Source organism: Streptomyces sp. NPDC037100 (assembly GCF_055606225.1).
Genome location: NZ_JBVJSX010000001.1, coordinates 658,572 through 676,078 on the forward strand (window position 1 = coordinate 658,572; position 17,507 = coordinate 676,078).

The window sequence follows — 17,507 nt, forward strand, 5'->3', positions numbered from 1 at the left end:
ATGGGGTGGCGGCTCACCCTGCGCCCGTACTTCCTGATCGTGCCCGCCCTGCTGCTGACCTGCGGGATCCTCTATCCGTTCGGTCTCGGGCTGTACTACACGCTGTTCGACTTCTCGGCGAGCAAACCGCAGCCGGACATGGTGCGGTTCGAGAACTACAGCGCCGTCTTCACCCAGGAGGCGTTCTGGAACTCGGCCTGGGTGACGGTGCTGTACGCGGTAGGGGCGGCCCTCACCGAGACCGTGCTGGGCGTGGCCGTCGCCCTGCTGCTGCACCGCTCGACCCTGATCGGCCGGATCCTGGAGAAGATCCTGATCCTGCCGCTGATGATCGCCCCGGTCATCGCGGCGATCATCTGGAAGCTGATACTCCAGCCGTCGGTCGGGGTGGTCAACCACCTGCTCCAGCCCGTGGGGCTGGGCGGGGTGCAGTGGACCGACACCCCGACGGGTGCGCTGCTGTCGTCGATCGCCGTCGACGTGTGGGTCTACACCCCGTTCGTGGCGATCCTCGCCCTGGCCGGTCTGCGGTCGCTGCCCACCTCCCCGTTCGAGGCGGCGGCCGTGGACGGCGCGGGGTGGTGGTACACCTTCCGGCGGCTCACCCTGCCGATGCTGTGGCCGTACGTCCTGGTCGCGGTGATCTTCCGGTTCATGGACTCGCTGAAGGTGTTCGACATCATCTACGCCCTGACCGAGGGCGGGCCGGGTGACTCGACCGTCGTCCTGCAGATCCGGGCATATCTGGAGGCCATCCGCTTCCAGCGCTACTCCTTCGGCATCAGCTACACGATCGTGCTGTGGGCGGTGGTGTACCTGGCCGCGATGGTGCTGGTGAAGCACCTGGGCAAGATCCAGCGGAAGGCCGCGGAGGTCACCACATGAACAGACGCGTCCTGGGGTGGCTGGGCGACGCCGCCCTGATCCTCTACTTCGTCTTCGCGCTGTTCCCGATCGCCTGGATGGTGATCCTTTCGCTGAAACCGGCCGACCAGCTCTTCTCCACCTACTTCTCCTTCTCCCCCACCCTCGACGGCTACCGGACGGTCCTCGGCGACAGCGAGGGCATCCCGTTCGTGCGGTTCTTCGTCAACAGCCTGGTGGTGTCGGTGGGGGCGGTCGTGCTGTCGCTGGTGGTGGGGCTGCCGGCGGCGTACGCCTCGGCGCGGTGGCGGTTCAAGGGCTCCGAGAACCTGATGTTCACGCTGCTGTCGTTCCGCTTCGCGCCTGAACTGACAGTGATCATCCCGCTGTTCGTGCTGTACCAGAAGCTCGGGTTGTTCGACACGTACGTCGGCATGGTGTGGGTGCTGCAACTCGTCACGTTGCCGCTGATCGTGTGGATCATGCGGTCCTACTTCGCCGATCTGACACCCGAGCTGGAGCAGGCGGCCCTGCTGGACGGCTACACCCGCAAGCAGGCGTTCTTCAAGGTGGCCCTGCCGCTGGTCAAGCCGGGCATCGCGGCCGTGTCGCTGCTGGCGTTCATCTTCGCCTGGAACAACTTCGTCTTCCCGCTGATCCTCACCTCCAACGAGGCCCAGACGGTGACCGTGGGCGCGCTGTCCTTCCTCGGCGGGGACCGGCCCAAGTACAACCTCACGGCCGCCGCCGCGCTGGTGTCGGTCGTTCCGCCCCTGCTGCTGGCGCTGACGATCCAGCGGTACCTGGTGCGGGGACTGTCGTTCGGGGCGGTGAAGTCTTGATCCGGCTGAGCGGGATACACAAGGCGTACGGGAAGACGCTCGCGCTCGACGGGCTCGAACTGGACGTGCGGGAAGGCGAGTTCTTCTGCCTGCTCGGACCGTCCGGCGCGGGCAAGACCACGACCCTGAAGACCGTCGCCGGACTCGAACAGCCCGACTCCGGGACCGTCCTGCTCGACGGCGAGGACATGCGCGGCGTGGAGCCCTACGACCGGGGCGTGGCGATGTGCTTCGAGAGCTACGCCCTCTACCCGCACCGCTCGGCCTACGACAACCTGGCCTCGCCGCTGCGCTCGCCCCGGCACCGGCTGCCCGCCGACGAGGCCCGGCAGCGGATCGGCGCCATCGCCGAACTGCTGGGCATCTCCGGGCTGCTGGACCGGCCCGTGGGCCGGCTGTCCAACGGCCAGCGGCAGCGGGTCGCCCTCGGCCGGGTGCTGGTCCGCCCCGCCCGGGCCTTCCTGCTCGACGAGCCGCTCTCCCACCTCGACGCCAAGCTCCGCCAGCAGATGCGGGCCGAGCTGAAGGCGATCGGGGCCGTGCAGCACACCACCACCCTCTACGTCACCCACGACTCGGTCGAGGCGCTCGCGCTCGGTGACCGGATCGGGGTCATCCGTCAGGGCCGGATCGTGCAGACGGGCACGCGGGAGGAGATCTGGTACCGGCCCCACGACACCGAGGTCGCGCGCGCCTTCGGCCGGCCCCGGATCAACCTGCTGCCGGGAGTGGTGACGCAGAGCGGCGTGCGCTCGGACGGCGGGGTGGAACTGCCGGTCCGGGCACAGGCCGCACCGGGCACCGACGTCCTGGTCGGTCTGCGGCCCCGGGACATCGCCCTGCACGGCGAGGGCCACGCGGTGACCGGGACCGTGTACGTCACCGAGGTGCTCGGCCGGTCCGTCGAGGTCACCGTCCGGCTCGGGACCGGGGAGCAGCGGGTGTCACTGGTGGCCCCCCGCGCGGACGCGGCGCGCCTTCGTGCCGACGATCCGGTACGGCTCGTGGTCCGGCCTGAGAACCTGCTGCTGTTCGAGGCCGACCGGCCGGAACGACCGGGACGACGGATAGAGACCGAGTCATGAGCAGCAACAGCAGTGGTGGTGGACAGCAGGGGCCCGCGGCACGCCAGGCCGCCATGGCCGAGCAGGTGCTCGCCGACGGCTCGGCGACGGCGGCGGAACTCGCCGAGCGGTTCGGGGTGAGCCTGATGACCATCCACCGGGACCTCGACGAGCTCGAACGGCAGGGCATCGTACGGAAGTTCCGGGGCGGGGTGACCGCGCAGCCGTCGGGGGTCTTCGAGTCGAACGTGCAGTACCGGCTGAAGTCCATGCGGGCCGAGAAGGCCGCCGTCGCCGAGCATGCGCTGCGCATGGTGGAGCCGGGGATGGCGATCCTGCTGGACGACTCCACGTCCACGCTGGAAATAGCCAGGCGGCTGCGCACGGCCGAGGTCACGCCGCTGACGGTCGTGACCAACTTCCTGGAGGCCATCAACCTCCTGTCCGACCAGCGGGGCATCCACCTGATGGCACTGGGCGGCGACTACGACCCGCTGCACTCCTCGTTCCTCGGGGTGTCGTGCGTGGAGGCCGTCGAGCAGCTGCGGGTGGACGTGTGCTTCGCGTCGACGTCGGCCGTGCACGGGGGCTACGCCTACCACCAGGAGCAGCACATCGTGTCCGTGAAGCGGGCGATGCTCGACGCCGCGGCACGCAACGTCCTGCTGATCGACCACACCAAGCTCGGCCGGGTCGCCCTGCACCGGGTCGTCCCGCTGTCCCGCTTCGACACGGTCCTCGTGGACGACGGGGCGACGCCGGAGGCACTGCGGGATCTGGACGAGCACAAGGTCCGTTACGAGGTTTGCGCGATGAAGGGCGGCCATGACGGGACTGGAGCTACGTGAGCTGCGCAAGACGTACCGGTCGCGCGGGCGGCCGTCGGTGGACGCCGTCCGCGGGATCGACCTGAGCCTGCGGTCCGGGGAACTGCTCGGACTGCTCGGGCCGTCCGGCTGCGGCAAGTCGACCACACTGCGGATGATCGCCGGTCTGGAAGGCGTCACCGGCGGGGACATCCTCGTCGGCGGTGCGTCGGTGGTGGAACGGCCCGCTCAGGAGCGGAACATCGGGGTCGCGTTCGAGAACTACGCGCTGTATCCGCCGCTGTCGGTGGCGGAGAACCTGGCGTTCGGGCTCAGGGCCCGGCGCAGAGCCGCCCGCGGCGACGTCGAGCGCAAGGTGAAGGACATCGCCGAGCGGGTCGGTCTGACCGACCTCCTCGGCGCCCGCCCTGCCGGTCTCTCCAGCGGCCAGAAGCAGCGTGTGTCGCTGGCCCGGGCCCTGATCCGCGAACCGGACGTGCTGCTCCTCGACGAGCCGCTCTCCCACCTGGACGCGGCCCAGCGCGACACCACCCGCCGTGAACTCAAGCGCATCCAGAAGGATCTGGGCCACACCACCATCCTGGTCACCCACGACCAGGAGGAGGCCCTCTCCCTGGCCGACCGGATCGCCGTGATGAAGGACGGTGTCATCCAGCAGCTCGGCACCCCCTACGAGATCTACGACAGCCCGGCCAACGTGTTCGTCGCGGACTTCGTGGGCGAGCCCGCGATCACCCTGCTGCCCGGAATCTCCGGTGGTGACGGCCACGCGCGCCTCTCCGACTCGGTGCGGATCGCCCTGCCCGTGCCGGTGGACCGGGGGCGGGAGGTGGTGGTCGGGATCCGCCCCGAGGACGTCCGGCTCACGGCCGAAGGCGGCCTGCCCGCCCGGGTCGTCGCCCACGAGCCGCTTCTGGAGTCGGGCCTGGCGACCCTCGCCCTGGACGGGGTCGAACGGCATCTGGTCGTCCTCACCGACCCCGAGGTACGGCTCGCCCACGACGAACGGGTCAGGGTCGCCGCCGAACCCCAGCACACCCATGTCTTCGACGCCGAGACAGGAGAGGCCCTGCGATGACTGACGGAAACAGCGTGCGTGTCGTGGCCGCCGGCGACCACTTCGTCCTGCCGTCGCTGATCGCACGGGCGGTGGAGCACGAGGTGGAGCGGGCCGACGTCCACGAAGTGCGGCTCGGCTGGCCGCTGGAGCCGTTCGGGCCGGTCGCCGAGGTGCAGGAGGCCAGTGACGCCGAGGACGAGATGATCGAGGCGCTGGCCGGGGCGGAGGTGCTGGTCACGCAGATGGGGCCGGTCACCGACAGGGTCCTCGCCGCCTGCCCGGATCTGAGGCTGGTCGTGGTCTGCCGGGGCGGGCCGGTCAACGTCAACCTGGACGCGGCGAAGAACCGTGACGTGCGGGTGTGCTTCGCGCCGGGCCGCAACGCCGCCGCCACCGCCGAGTTCACCGTCGCCATGATGCTGTCGGCCCTGCGCCGCATCCCCCAGGCCCACGAACCGCTCGCCCGGCGGGGCAGCTGGGAGGGGGCGACGTACTACACGTACGAGCAGAGCGGACTGGAACTGGAGGACCTGCCCGTGGGGCTGGTCGGGTACGGGGCGGTCGGCAGCCGGGTCGCGCGCGTGCTGTGCGCGTTCGGGGCACGGGTGATGGTCTACGACCCGTACGTGCACGGCGAGATCCACGGTCTGCGGGTGACCTCGCTCGACGACCTCCTGCGCCGCTCCCGGGTGATCACCCTGCACGCCCGGCTCACCCCCGAGACGCGGGGGCTGATCGGCGCCCGGGAGCTGGGGCTGCTGCCGTCCGGCGCGGTCGTGGTGAACGTGGCCCGGGGCCCGCTGCTCGACGAGGGCGCGCTGTGCGACGCGCTGGAGAGCGGCAGGGTGTCGGCGGCGGCGCTGGACACCTACGAGCGGGAGCCGCTGCCCGCGGAGTCCCGGCTGCCGGGTCTGGCCGACCGCGTGGTCCTCACCCCCCACCTGGGCGGGGCGTCGCGCGCGGTCGCGGAGAAGGCCGCCCGGATCGCCGCCGAAGAGGTGGGCCGCTGGGTGCGCGGGGAGCCGCTCGCGCACTGTCTGACCTGAGGACCGGGAGGAGCCGCATGTACGTCGGTATCGATGTGGGGACGTCCATGGTCAAGGCGGCGGCCTTCGACGCCTCGGGCCGCCAACTGGTCGTGGAATCCCGGCCGGTGGGCCTGGACCTGCGCGGCGGGGTAGTCGAGCAGGACATGGAGGAGGTGTACGGGGCGGTCCTCGCGGTGCTCGAAGCGCTGACCGCCGCCGTGGACGAGCCCGTCGAGCTGGCCGGGCTCACCGGGCAGGGCGACGGGGTGTGGCTGGTCGACGGCGAGGGCCGCCCGGTGCGGCCCGCGGCCTCCTGGATGGACGGGCGGGCGCACGAACTGGTCGACGGCTGGCTGGCGGACGGCACGTTCGAGACGGTGTTCCGGCGGACGGGCGGCGCGATGTTCCCGGGCTCCCCGGGCCCGCTGCTGGCGTGGCTGCAGCGGCACGAACCGGAGGCGCTGGATGCCGCGAAGGCCGCCTTGTACTGCAAGGACATGGTGTTCCAGCGGCTGACGGGCGCCGGACCGACGACGGATGTGTCGGACGCGTCGATGCCGTTCCTGGACCCGCGGACCCGGACCTACGACAACCGGGTCGTCGAGCTGCTGGGGCTGGCGCACCGCAAGGATCTGCTCGCCCCGGTCAGCGACCCGGTCGCGACCGCCGAGACGCGGGGCGAGGGCCTGCCGCCCGGGACCCGGATCGCGAACGGGCCGTACGATCTGCCGGCCTGCGCGCTGGGCGCCGGGGTGACGTCCCCGGGGGACGGTCTGCTGATCGTCGGCACCTGTCTGGCCAGTCTGGTCGCGACCACCGAGCTCGACCTGACCGGCGAGCCGGCCGGCCTGTACATCTCCACCGACCGGCCCGGGCACTGGCTGCGCGCCATGCCCGCCATGGTCGGCACGGCGGCGCTGGACTGGGTGCTGTCGACGACCGGGGTACGGCACGAGGAGGTGGACGGCCTGCTGGCCGGGACCCCGCCGGGCGCGCACGGCGTCCGGGTGCTGCCGTACTTCGCGCCCTCCGGCGAACGCGCCCCCTTCGTCGAGCCGCGGCTGCGCGCCGAACTCACGGGCGTCTCCCTGGAGTCGACCCGGGGCGATCTGGTCCGCGCCACCTGCGAGGGCATCGGGTACGCGGCCCGGCACTGCCTGGAGGCGGCGGGCCTCACCGGGACCCTGGCCGTGTGCGGCGGCGGCACCCGCAGCTCCGCCTGGATGCGGATGCTGGCCGATGTGCTGGGACGTCCGCTGCGGGTCGTCGAGGGCGAGGTGGGCGCGCGGGGCGCGGTCCTGGCGTCCGCCGAACGGTACGGGGTGCCGCTGGACACGGAGGCGTGGACGAGACCGACGGCGGTCGTCGAGCCGGACCCGGAGCGGGCCGTGTTCTACACGAGGGGTTACGAGGAGCACCTGGGCCGGCTGGCCACAGCACGGGCCCGGGCGCGTCAGTGAACCCGCCTTCGAAGAAGGGGACTTGTATGAGGCTCGGACGGAGATCCCTCCTGCTGGCGGCGGCCGGGACCGCCACGGCCGCGACGGCCACCGCGGCGGCGGCCGGACCCCGCAAGGGGAGCGGCCCGGTCGTCATCGGGCACCGCGGCGCGGCCGGCTGGCGCCCGGAACACACGGCGCCCTCGTACACGTACGCGGTGCAGACGGGCGCCGACTGGATCGAACCGGATCTGGTGCCGACGAAGGACCACGTGCTGGTGGTCCGGCACGAGAACGAGATCTCCCAGACGACCGACGTGGCCCGGCATCCGGAGTTCGCGGACCGCCGTACGACGAAAACGGTCGACGGGCGGCCGGTCACCGGCTGGTTCACGGAGGACTTCACGCTGGCCGAGCTGAAGACGCTGCGGGCGGTGGAGCGGCTGCCCGCGGTCCGCAACCGCAACACCGTCTTCGACGGCCGCGCGGAGGTCATGACCTTTCAGGAGGTCGTGGATCTGGCGCGGCGGCTGTCACGGGAGCACGGCCGGACCGTCGCGGTGTTCCCGGAGACCAAGCATCCGACGTACTTCCGGTCCATCGGGCTGCCGTTGGAGCCGAAGCTGGCGGCCGCGATCCGGCGCAACCGGCTCGGCCGGCGCGAGTGCGTGGTGCAGTCCTTCGAGCCGACGAGCCTGCAGCGGATGACGGGCCTGGGTGTGCCGCTGTGGCAGGCGCTGGGGACGACGGGCGGTCCGTACGACCTGCCCGGGCGGGCCTACAAGGAGATGATGACGCCGACGGGCCTGGCGGAGATCGCCGCGTACGCGGACTGGATCGGGCCGGACAAGGCGTCGCTCGTCGGCACCTCGCTCGTCGCGGACGCGCACGCCGCGGGGCTGCGGATCGGGCCCTACACCTTCCGCGCGGAGAACCAGTTCCTGCCGGAGCGGTTCCGGCGCGGGAGCGGAGCGAACGATTTCGGGGACGCGTTCGCGGAATACGCGCTGTACTACCGCATGGGGGTCGATGCGGTCGTAACCGACTTCCCGGACTTGGCGGTGATCGCGAGGAGGAGCTGATGACGGTGAGCCGGGCGTGCCGGACCTGCGGCACCATGCAGGAGTTCCGGATGTTCAACGCCGCGGAGCGGGCGGCGGTCCGGGCGGAGAAGGGGGCCGGGCACTTCGTGGACGACTACTGGCGCTGCACCGCCGTCGGCTGCCGGTGGTACCAGCGCTACCTCAACCGCGGCGAGGACGGCCTGCTCCCCGAGGAGCTGAAGATCCAGGCCGTCCCCGCGAAGTGAGGCCTACAGGTTGGAGAAGTCCGGGCCCTTGGTGCGGGTGCGCTTGATCTCGTAGAAGCCGGGGACCGAGGCCACGGCGAGGGTGCCGTCCCAGAGGCGGCCGGCCTCCTCGCCCTGCGGGGCCGGGGTGACGACCGGGCCGAAGAAGGCGATCTGCTCGCCGTCGGGGCCGGGCACGGCGATGACCGGGGTCCCGACGTCCTGGCCGACCTTGTCGATGCCCTCCTGGTGGGAGGCCCGCAGCTGAGGCTCGTACGGGGTGGAGTCCCAGTGCTCCAGGAGGGACTCGGGCAGGCCCACGTCCTTCAGGGCGGCGGCGACCGTCTCCTTGCCGGGGCCCTCGGCCTGGTTGTGGATGCGGGTGCCGAGCGCGGTGTAGAAGTCGCCGAGGATCTCGGGGCCGTGCTCCTGCTGCGCCGCTATGACGACCCGGACGGGGCCCCACGCCTTGGTCTCCAGCAGCTCGCGGTACTCCTCGGGCAGCTCGTCCAGCCGGTTCTCGTTCAGGACGGCGAGGCTCATGAGATGCCAGCGGACCTCGATGTCCCTGACCTTCTCCACCTCCAGCGCCCAGCGGGAGGTCATCCAGGCCCAGGGGCACAGCGGGTCGAACCAGAAGTCGACGGGGGTCTTGTCCGACATGTCTCTCCTCGAAAGGCAACCGTTTCTCCGGCAACGCCGGTTCGCGCTCGCCTCATTCCCGGCTGCCCCGTGTCAGGTGCACGTGGCAGGATCGGTCCTGTTCAGCCGTACCCCACGACATCTGAGGAGTGCCGCCCGTGCCCGGTGAGAATCTGTCCCGCGACGAGGCCCGGGAGCGGGCCGCCCTGCTGAGCGTCGACGGGTACGAGGTGTCCCTCGACCTGCGGTCCGCGGTCGGGGAGGACCGGGGGGACGGGCCCCGCACCTTCCGCTCCGTCACGGTGGTCCGCTTCCGCTGCAACGAGCCCGGGGCGAGCACCTTCGCGGACCTGATCGCGCCGAGCGTGACGGCCGTCTCGCTCAACGGCCGTGATCTGGATCCCGGAGAGGTCTTCGACGGCTCCCGGATCACGCTGGAGGACCTCGCCGCGGACAACGAGCTGGTGGTCGACGCCCAGTGCGCCTACTCCCGCACCGGCGAGGGCCTGCACCGCTTCGTCGACCCCGAGGACGGCGAGGTGTATCTGTACACGCAGTACGAGCCGGCCGACTCCCGCCGGGTCTTCGCGAACTTCGAGCAGCCCGACCTGAAGGCCCCCTACCGCTTCGAGGTGCGGGCCCCCGAGGGCTGGACGGTGTGGAGCAACGGGGCCGGTGAGCAGGCCGACGGGGTGTGGCGGTTCGCCGAGACCAAGCCGATCTCGACGTACATCACCTGCGTGGTGGCGGGCCCGTACCACTACGTGACGGACTCCTACACGCGCACCTTCGCGGACGGCACGACGCTGGAGATCCCCCTCGGCGCCCTGTGCCGCAAGGGCCTCGCCCCCCACTTCGACGCCGACGACGTCTTCCTGGTCACCAAGCAGGGCCTGGACTTCTTCCACGACCACTTCGACTTCCCGTACCCGTTCGGGAAGTACGACCAGGCGTTCGTGCCCGAGTACAACCTGGGCGCGATGGAGAACCCGGGCCTGGTGACGTTCCGCGAGGAGTTCATCTTCCGCGGGAAGGTGACACAGGCGTCCTACGAGGGCCGGGCCAACGTCATCCTGCACGAGATGGCGCACATGTGGTTCGGCGACCTGGTCACCATGGAGTGGTGGGACGACCTGTGGCTGAAGGAGTCCTTCGCCGACTTCATGGGCGCGTTCTCCCTGGTCGGCGCGACCCGCTTCACCAACGGCTGGATCACCTTCGCCAACCGCCGCAAGGCCTGGGCCTACCGGGCCGACCAGCTGCCCTCCACGCACCCGGTCACGGCGGACATCCGCGACCTGCAGGACGCCAAGCTCAACTTCGACGGCATCACGTACGCCAAGGGCGCGTCGGTGCTGAAGCAGCTCGTGGCGTACGTCGGCGAGGAGGCGTTCCTGGAGGGCGCCCGGCGCTACTTCAAGCGCAACGCGTACGGCAACACGCGCCTCGGTGACCTGCTGTCGGTGCTGGAGGAGACCAGCGGCCGGGACATGAGCGCCTGGTCGCGGTCCTGGCTCCAGACGGCCGGGGTGAACTCGCTGACGCCGCAGGTACTGCTGGACGCGGACGGCCGCGTCGAGGAACTGGCAGTGGTGCAGGAGGCGGCCGAGTCGCACCCGGAGCTGCGTCCGCACCGGGTGGCCGTGGGCCTGTACCGGGTGACGGACGGCGGCACGCTGGAGCGCTACGCACGCGTGGAGACGGACGTCGACGGCGCCCGGACGGTCGTCGCGGAACTGGCAGGCGCCGGGGCTCCCGACCTGATCCTCGTCAACGACGACGACCTGACCTACTGCAAGATCCGCTTCGACGCGACGTCGCTGGCGACCCTGCGCGAGCACCTGGGCGCGGTCACCGACCCGCTGGCACGCGCCCTGTGCTGGTCGGCGCTGTGGAACATGACGCGTGACGCGCTGCTCCCGGCGCGGGACTTCGTGGACCTGGTGCTGCGGTTCGGCGGGCGCGAGTCCGAGATCGGCGTCGTGCAGATGCTGCACGCCTGGGCGGAGTCGGCGGTCACGCACTACACGGCGCCCGCCCGGCGTGAGACGGCCGCCGCGCTGCTCGCCGAGGGGGCTCGGCGCGAGCTGTACGCGGCCGGGCCGGGCAGCGAGCACCAGCTCGCCTGGGCGCGCTTCTTCGCCCGGACGGCCACCACCGAGGCCGACTTCGAGCTGCTGCGGGACCTGCTCGCGGGCACGATGACGGTCGAGGGCCTGGACCTGGACCAGGAGCTGCGCTGGGTGTTCCTGGAGCCGCTGGCCGCGCACGGGGCGGTGGACGAGAAGGCGCTGGCCGAGGAGCTGGCCCGGGACGACACGGCCTCCGGCAAGCGCCACCAGGTGCGCTGTCTGGCCGCCCGCCCGTCCGAGGCGGTCAAGGCGCAGGCGTGGGCGCAGGTCGTGGAGTCGGACGCGCTGTCCAACGCCATGGTCGAGGCGACCATCGCGGGCTTCTCCCAGGGCTCGCAGCGGGAACTGATCGCACCGTACGCCGGGAAGTACTTCGCGGCGATCGAGCGGGTGTGGGCCGAGCGGTCCATCCAGATCGGCATGCACGTGGTGCAGGGCCTGTTCCCGTCGCTCCAGCAGTCGCAGGAGACGCTTCACGCCGCGGACGCGTGGCTGGACGCCCACAAGGAGGCGGCCCCGGCGCTGCGCCGGCTGGTGCTGGAGTCCCGTGACGATCTGGCACGGGCGTTGCGTGGACAGGCGTGCGACGAGGCTGCTGACCAGTAGCTTTGGCCTGAGATCGGGGTGTTCCGCCTTCGTTACGAGACGAGTGCCCCCTGAGCCGTAACCCCTGGCCCGCACCCGAACGGACCAGGGGCTTTCGGCATCCGAACATCCGTCCTTTAGTGATGGGTTGTCCGCATTTGTCGACGGACCTGTAACAGCGGTTCAAGGAGGGTCGGAACGCGGGAAATTGCGGGTCATGACCCACGACACCCCGCTCTCCTCCAGCCCCCTGCACGAGCTGTCGGGCGGTGCCCGCCCCCGCGTGCTGACGACGTCCCAGCTCCGCGCGCACGGTGTCTCCACGGCCGAGACGAACGAGCAGTGCCGTGCGGGCGGCCCCTGGCAGCAGCTCCTGCCGGGCGTCGTCCTGCTCCACCCGGGCCCGCCGACCAGCGAGGAGCGGCTGCACGCGGTGCTCATGTACGCGGCGCGGGAGCGCGGCACCGGGGTGCCGGCCCAGCCCGGCGCGAGCCGGCCGCACGCCCCCGCCCACCCCGAGGTGATGATCACCGGTCTGGCCGCGCTGACGCTGCACGGGTTCTCCTCCACTCCCCCGCTGCCGTCCCTGGACGCGATCGACGTCCTGGTCCCGCGGCTGCGGCGGCTGCGTTCCACGGGCTGCGCGCGCATCGTCCGCGCGCCCGTCCTGCCCGACCCGGAACAGGTCACGGGGGTGCCGGTGGCACCGGTGGCCCGCGCGCTGGCCGACGCGGTGGCCGAACTCGCCGACGCCGTCACCGTGCGCCGGCTGCTCACGGAGGCGGTCCGCGGCGCCCACTGCGACCCGGCGGCGGTGGTCCGCGAGCTGAACGAGGCCCGGCTGCTGAGCCGTCCGCACGTCGTGGACGCGGTGGAGTCCCTGCTCGCCGAGGGTCGGGCCCGCGCGGAGGACCGCCTGTACCGCTTGATCGGCGAGTACGGCCTGCCCGACCCCGTCTGGAACGTCGACCTGCGGCTGCCCGGCGGCCCCTATCTCGGCGGGCTCGACGCGTACTGGCCCGACCACGCGGTGGCGGTGGAGCTCGATACCCGGGCGCCCCGGCAGAACGACGACGCCCAGTGGTCCGAGTACGCCCGCAAGCGCGAGCACCTGGAGCGACTGGGCATCACGGTCGTCCACATCACGCCGAGGAAGCTCCGCGACGCCCCGGAGCAGCAGGCGACGGTCATCCGCACGGCCCTGATGGCCTCGGCCGACCGGGAACCGGCCGCGTATGTCGCGGTGCTGCCCCGGTAGTGGCGCACCGGGCAGAACCAGGAGGGGAGAGGAGGGGCCGCCGACCGTTGCCCGGCGGCCCCTCCTCGGCGGCTTTCCACCCACCGACTATGCGGCGGCGTCGCCGTAATCGGTAGAAGCGGGCTGTCTAGGACGGGACTTCCTCATAGACCACCCAGTATTCATCGTCTTCCTCGCTGGTCGCGCAGATTCGCTTCCCGTCCAGGGACAACGCAATGAACTCGAGCGATCCATTACCCTCAAGCAGCCGGGCAGGAAGGTCACGGCCTACAGAGTCCTTCACGCAGAGCCAACCCCTTCCGCTCGCACCCGGCCCAGTCAGCAAGATCAGAAACCTGCCGTCCTCCGCTGCCAGCCGCTGCCGTGCGGCCACTCTGTGCCACTGCCGCCCCAATTCCTCCACCGGGTTCGGGGCGTCCATCGGAACCGCCACCACCGGCTCCGCGTAGGCACTGGACATCTGTTGCACGATGCCCAAAGGAGCAGGGGTTTCATCACCGTTGGCCACACAACACAATTCCAGGCCGCAAGAAGCGAGAAGCAGGCGAGCTTCGTCCGAGTCAGGAACCATTTCCCCTTCACCTTTCCGAATCGGCTCTCACGCCATCACCACGTACTCCGGCCTTCTTGATGCCCGTTGTTCAGCGGTCGCCGCAGAACTCCGCCTCGATGATCGCGTCGGTGCTCCCCGACCAGTCACCGTTGAAGTTGACGGCGAGGGAGTGCCGGCCGTCCGCGGTCGTCACCATGTCCGACTTGGAGCCGCTGATGCCGCCGTCGTGGCCCCAGACGTGGACGCCGCAGCTGAGCTTGCGGTCGACCAGCCCCAGGCCGTAGCGACTGGTCTCCCGGCTGGACTCGACCGTGGTCCTCATCTCCTTCAACTGCTCGCGCGGGAGCAGCCTGCCGCCGAGCAGGGCCGAGTAGAAGCGGGTCAGGTCGGCCGAGCTGGAGACCATCTGGCCGGAGCCGTAGGCCAGGCGCGGGTTCAGTTCCGTGACGTCGTACGTCGGGCCCGTATCCGTCCTGGCCAGCTTGGAGTAGGCGCGGCTGCTGGGCCGCGGCAGGGTGACCCGGGTGGTGGGGACCGACGTGGAGGTCAGGTGCAGGGGGGCGATGATCCGGCGGTCGATCTCGTCGCCGTAGCCGTTACCGGTGGCCTTCTCGATCACCAGCGCGGCCAGGACGTAGTTGGTGTTGGAGTACGTGAACGACTCACCCGGCTTGGAATACGGCTCGTTCCTCATGGCGATGGCGAGCAGGTTCCTGGGGTCCGCCCGGTCGAAGCGGTGCGTCATGAAGCCGTCCGCCGTCATGTACTTCTGCTGGAAACCGGAGTCACGCAGGTAGTCGAAGATGCCGCTGGTGTGGTTCAGGAGTCGGCGCAGGGTGATGCGCCGGCCGTCGTGGCCGTTGCCGCGGACCAAGCCCGGCAGCCATTCCTCCACCGTGTCGTCGAGCGACAGCCGTCCCTCCGCCTCCAGTTGGAGGACGACCGTGGCGACGAAGGTCTTGGTGATGCTGGCGATGCGGTAGTGGTCCCGGGCCGACCGCGGCTTGCCCGTCTTCAGGTTGCCGACGCCGACCGTGGCCGCCCAGGTGCCGTGGCCCCGCCGTACCGTCACCGTCACGCCCGGGACGCCGTCGGCGACCGCGGCCCGGACGGCCCGCTTCGTCACGTCATGGCCGCCGGGTGCGGCGACCGGGCCCGCCGCCGTCGCCGGAACCGCGAGGGCCGCCGACAGCGCCATCGCCGTCGCCGCCGTCAGGGCCGCCGTACGCACGCGTCTGTTCATGTCCCCGTTTTCCCCTGTCGCGTGTCGCGTCATATCGAGTTGTGTCGGGAGAGGGGACTCCGGTCGCATTGCAGGGGGTTGACCGGCGCCGGGCGGTTGAGCGGTTTTCAGCCCTTCTTGAGCACCAGTTCGGTGTTGCGGTCCTCCGGGTCGCCGCCAAGGGTCGTGCTCGCGCCGGGGGCGTTGAGGGACAGCTCGCGGTAGAGCGCCGCGAGGCCGGTCTGGGAGAGGTCGGAGAAGTCCGTGCCGTGCGGGGCCGAGGATTCCACCAGCGTCGTGAACAGGGAGATCGTGCCGTCCTTGTTGTCGGTCAGCTCGATGATCCGGGCGAGCTGCGGGAAGTCGACGTGGGAGGCCGTGGAGATCTCCCAGAAGGAGCCACCGCTCGCCAGGGCGTGCGGGGTGATGACGTTCTTGTGGATGTGCCCGTTCACCCAGGCGAGCACCCTGGGGTGGCCGCCGAGCAGGGCGAGCACCTCCTGGCCGTTGTGCCGGCGCTCGTCGGGGCGGGCCGGGTCGCTGCGCAGGTTCGTCATCGTCTTGCTGGTGTGATGACTGAAGATCACCGCGTAGGAGTCCTTGTTGTCCCGCAGCGTCTTGTCCAGCCACTTCAGCTGCGCCGTGCCGATGGACCCCTCGTAGTGGCCGCCGGAGTCGGTGGTGTCCAGGCTGATGCCGATCACGTCGTCGGAGATGCGGAAGGCGTAGTACTGGGTGCCCGCGTCCAGGTTGGCGGAGGAGTAACCGTGGCCGGCCGGGCCGAGGCCGCGGTAAGCCGGGTCCAGGTGCGCCTCGACGTACTCGGCCGGTGTGAAGGGGGCGCGCCTCTCGTCGGGGGTGACCGAACGCATGGAGCGGGCGTGGGACTTCAGGAAGTCGTGGTAGCGGACGCCCTGAGGGTCCCGGGCCTTCTTGATCTGCGCCTGCAGCCGCTGCGCCTCGGCCGCGGTCACGTCCATCAGCTTCTTGCCGCCGACGGCGAGTTCGGTGAGATAGGAGTCGCCGTGCGAGGCGTAGCAGCCCATCGGCAGGGAGTCGTGGTTGCCGACGGTCGAGTACCAGGGCAGGTTGAGGCCGGGGCTGCGCACCTCGCGGATCGCGGCCTTCAGGAAGCCGTCGAGGTGGGGGAAGCCGGCCTGCTTGTCGCTGTCGCGGACGGCGGCGTCCGGCTGCCAGTACTGCTTGAGGCCGCTGTTCTGGACGCCCTCGTAGCGGCGCGGGTCCCCGGTGTTGGGTGTGATGCGCCCGCCGCTCATGATCTTCAGGAACCAGTCCAGCTCGGACTTGGCGTTGTTGTCCGTGTTGTCGCCGGTGGTCATGGCGAAGTGCAGCGGGGCGCCGGTGACGGGGGCGCCGCGCAGCGCGTTGATCCGTTCCACGAGCGCGATCGCGCCCTGCACGGTCAGCGCCTCGTGCGGCCGCCAGGCATGGATGTCGGCCGAGCGCAGGTACTCCAGGCGCAGCGGGTGCTGGGCGTCGATGATGTGCAGGTCGGTGAGCTGAACGAACGCGGCGAGCGCGGTACGGCGAGCGGCGCGGCCGGGCTTGGGGGCGGTCAGGTCGGAGCGGACGACCCGCTGCCAGCCGGGTCCGTCGCCCAGTCGCCGGTAGCCGGAGCCGCCGCGCGGGGCGGCGACGGACGCCACGGTGGTGCCCTTGGTGTACGGGGCCAGCGGGGCGGCCGGTGCCCGGCGCGAGGAGGCCGCCACGGCGGCGTCGGTGCTCCCCTTGACCGTGGCGGCCTGGCTGTCGCTGGGCCGCAGGGCGTAGCCGACGCCCCCGGAGAGGGCGACCGCGCCGGTGGCGGCGAGGACGGAACGACGGTGGATGCCCTGGCCGGAGCCGGCGACTGAGCGTGTGCGCGACATGCGCTTCTCTCCCCGAGTGCGAACGCGTCGGCAGTGGTCGCGGGGCGTTCACGACGTGAACACCCCGCTCGTACTGGATCGTTGGCAGCGGGAATGACCTGCGCGTAAACGAGGCGGCAACGCGCAACGCCGATCACCGTACGTGGATCTTGGACTGCCCTGCGCGTCGCCGCCTGCTCCGGATACGGCCCGGAGCCGGTCACGCGGCGTTCATCTTCCGGGGTACCGCACCTGATTCCGGGTCATGACCGCAGCAGGCGGTACGGGTCTGCGGGTCACTGCACCTGGTTCGGGGCGTCGGCCAGCCGTCCGGTGGCCGGGCGTTCGCGCCACAGCCGCAGCGCGATGTCGACCATCGAGATCCGCACCAGCCCGGGGACCGCGTCCAGGTCGTGCCAGGCGGCGAGGTCGGTGGAGCCGTTCACCTCGTTGCGCAGTTCGCCGCCGATGATCCGGCCCTCGTAGACGAGCCGGACGCCGTGGTGGTCGACGGCGGGCCCGAAGCCGTTGCGGAAGACGTGTTGCGAGGAGTTCACGCCGAGCAGCCCGGTCACCTCGATGCGGTACCCGGTCTCCTCCTCCACCTCCCGCCGGACGGTGTCGTAGGGATCCTCACCGTGCTCCATGCCGCCGCCCGGCACGACCCACTCGAGCGTGCCGTCCCAGGCGGGCGAGCGGGCTAGGAGGATCTGTCCGTCCCGGACGCATATGGCGTAGGCCGCCACCCTCAACTTCTGTCGCGCTCCGGGACGTTAACCGATTTCTTCGTCACCTTCAGGACTGATGTCCACAAATCGCATCGCGGGTTTTCCCC

General features: G+C 70.9%; 16 protein-coding genes. 11 read left to right on the forward strand and 5 right to left on the reverse strand.

Annotated features, from left to right (window positions below; translation table 11 throughout):
* Genes ACZ7EG_RS03005 through ACZ7EG_RS03045 form a run of 9 tightly spaced genes read left to right on the forward strand, consistent with a single transcriptional unit; the run spans nucleotide 1 to nucleotide 8,433 of the window.
* Complete coding sequence (locus ACZ7EG_RS03005) at nucleotides 1-885, forward strand: carbohydrate ABC transporter permease (protein WP_471071325.1); 885 nt, start codon at nucleotides 1-3, stop codon at nucleotides 883-885.
* Nucleotides 882-1,706, forward strand: a complete 825-nt coding sequence (locus ACZ7EG_RS03010) for a carbohydrate ABC transporter permease (protein ID WP_471071328.1) — start codon at nucleotides 882-884, stop codon at nucleotides 1,704-1,706. Before ACZ7EG_RS03005 ends, ACZ7EG_RS03010 begins: the two co-directional genes overlap by 4 nt.
* Nucleotides 1,703-2,791: an ABC transporter ATP-binding protein gene (locus ACZ7EG_RS03015; RefSeq protein ID WP_471071331.1), complete on the forward strand. Its 1,089-nt coding sequence runs from the start codon at nucleotides 1,703-1,705 to the stop codon at nucleotides 2,789-2,791. The genes ACZ7EG_RS03010 and ACZ7EG_RS03015 overlap by 4 nt, the downstream gene beginning before the upstream one ends.
* The gene (locus ACZ7EG_RS03020; protein ID WP_471071334.1) at nucleotides 2,788-3,618 is read left to right on the forward strand and encodes a DeoR/GlpR family DNA-binding transcription regulator; all 831 of its coding nucleotides are present in this window, start codon (nucleotides 2,788-2,790) and stop codon (nucleotides 3,616-3,618) included. The genes ACZ7EG_RS03015 and ACZ7EG_RS03020 overlap by 4 nt, the downstream gene beginning before the upstream one ends.
* Complete coding sequence (locus ACZ7EG_RS03025) at nucleotides 3,596-4,675, forward strand: ABC transporter ATP-binding protein (RefSeq protein WP_471071337.1); 1,080 nt, start codon at nucleotides 3,596-3,598, stop codon at nucleotides 4,673-4,675. Before ACZ7EG_RS03020 ends, ACZ7EG_RS03025 begins: the two co-directional genes overlap by 23 nt.
* Entirely contained in the window at nucleotides 4,672-5,703 is a 1,032-nt protein-coding gene (locus tag ACZ7EG_RS03030) for a 2-hydroxyacid dehydrogenase (RefSeq protein ID WP_471071339.1), read from the forward strand. Before ACZ7EG_RS03025 ends, ACZ7EG_RS03030 begins: the two co-directional genes overlap by 4 nt.
* Before the next feature lie 17 nt (nucleotides 5,704-5,720).
* Complete coding sequence (locus tag ACZ7EG_RS03035) at nucleotides 5,721-7,145, forward strand: FGGY family carbohydrate kinase (protein WP_471071342.1); 1,425 nt, start codon at nucleotides 5,721-5,723, stop codon at nucleotides 7,143-7,145.
* 26 nt (nucleotides 7,146-7,171) lie between these two features.
* Entirely contained in the window at nucleotides 7,172-8,206 is a 1,035-nt protein-coding gene (locus ACZ7EG_RS03040) for a glycerophosphodiester phosphodiesterase family protein (RefSeq protein WP_471071345.1), read from the forward strand.
* Nucleotides 8,206-8,433: a hypothetical protein gene (locus tag ACZ7EG_RS03045; RefSeq protein ID WP_471071349.1), complete on the forward strand. Its 228-nt coding sequence runs from the start codon at nucleotides 8,206-8,208 to the stop codon at nucleotides 8,431-8,433. Before ACZ7EG_RS03040 ends, ACZ7EG_RS03045 begins: the two co-directional genes overlap by 1 nt.
* A 3-nt stretch (nucleotides 8,434-8,436) precedes the next feature.
* Here ACZ7EG_RS03045 and ACZ7EG_RS03050 read toward each other — a convergent pair whose 3' ends face one another.
* Entirely contained in the window at nucleotides 8,437-9,075 is a 639-nt protein-coding gene (locus tag ACZ7EG_RS03050) for a mycothiol-dependent nitroreductase Rv2466c family protein (RefSeq protein WP_471071352.1), read from the reverse strand.
* A 137-nt stretch (nucleotides 9,076-9,212) separates the two neighbouring features.
* On the opposite strand from ACZ7EG_RS03050, the gene pepN reads away from it, so the two are divergent.
* Nucleotides 9,213-11,792, forward strand: coding sequence for an aminopeptidase N (gene pepN, locus ACZ7EG_RS03055; RefSeq protein WP_471071355.1), 2,580 nt, complete (start codon nucleotides 9,213-9,215; stop codon nucleotides 11,790-11,792).
* A gap of 196 nt (nucleotides 11,793-11,988) precedes the next feature.
* Nucleotides 11,989-13,029, forward strand: coding sequence for a hypothetical protein (locus ACZ7EG_RS03060; protein ID WP_471071358.1), 1,041 nt, complete (start codon nucleotides 11,989-11,991; stop codon nucleotides 13,027-13,029).
* Nucleotides 13,030-13,156: 127 nt separating this feature from the next.
* Here ACZ7EG_RS03060 and ACZ7EG_RS03065 read toward each other — a convergent pair whose 3' ends face one another.
* From ACZ7EG_RS03065 to ACZ7EG_RS03080, 4 genes are all read right to left on the reverse strand, one after another.
* On the reverse strand, nucleotides 13,157-13,600 hold the full coding sequence (locus ACZ7EG_RS03065; protein WP_471071361.1) for a hypothetical protein: 444 nt from the start codon (nucleotides 13,598-13,600) through the stop codon (nucleotides 13,157-13,159).
* Between the two features lie 70 nt (nucleotides 13,601-13,670).
* Nucleotides 13,671-14,825: a serine hydrolase domain-containing protein gene (locus ACZ7EG_RS03070; protein ID WP_471071364.1), complete on the reverse strand. Its 1,155-nt coding sequence runs from the start codon at nucleotides 14,823-14,825 to the stop codon at nucleotides 13,671-13,673.
* Between the two features lie 107 nt (nucleotides 14,826-14,932).
* Nucleotides 14,933-16,693: a TIGR03767 family metallophosphoesterase gene (locus tag ACZ7EG_RS03075; protein WP_471071367.1), complete on the reverse strand. Its 1,761-nt coding sequence runs from the start codon at nucleotides 16,691-16,693 to the stop codon at nucleotides 14,933-14,935.
* Between the two features lie 275 nt (nucleotides 16,694-16,968).
* Nucleotides 16,969-17,418 carry an NUDIX hydrolase gene (locus ACZ7EG_RS03080; protein ID WP_471071370.1) on the reverse strand — a complete coding sequence of 150 codons (450 nt, stop codon included), beginning with the start codon at nucleotides 17,416-17,418 and terminating at the stop codon, nucleotides 16,969-16,971.
* Between the last annotated feature and the right edge of the window lie 89 nt (nucleotides 17,419-17,507).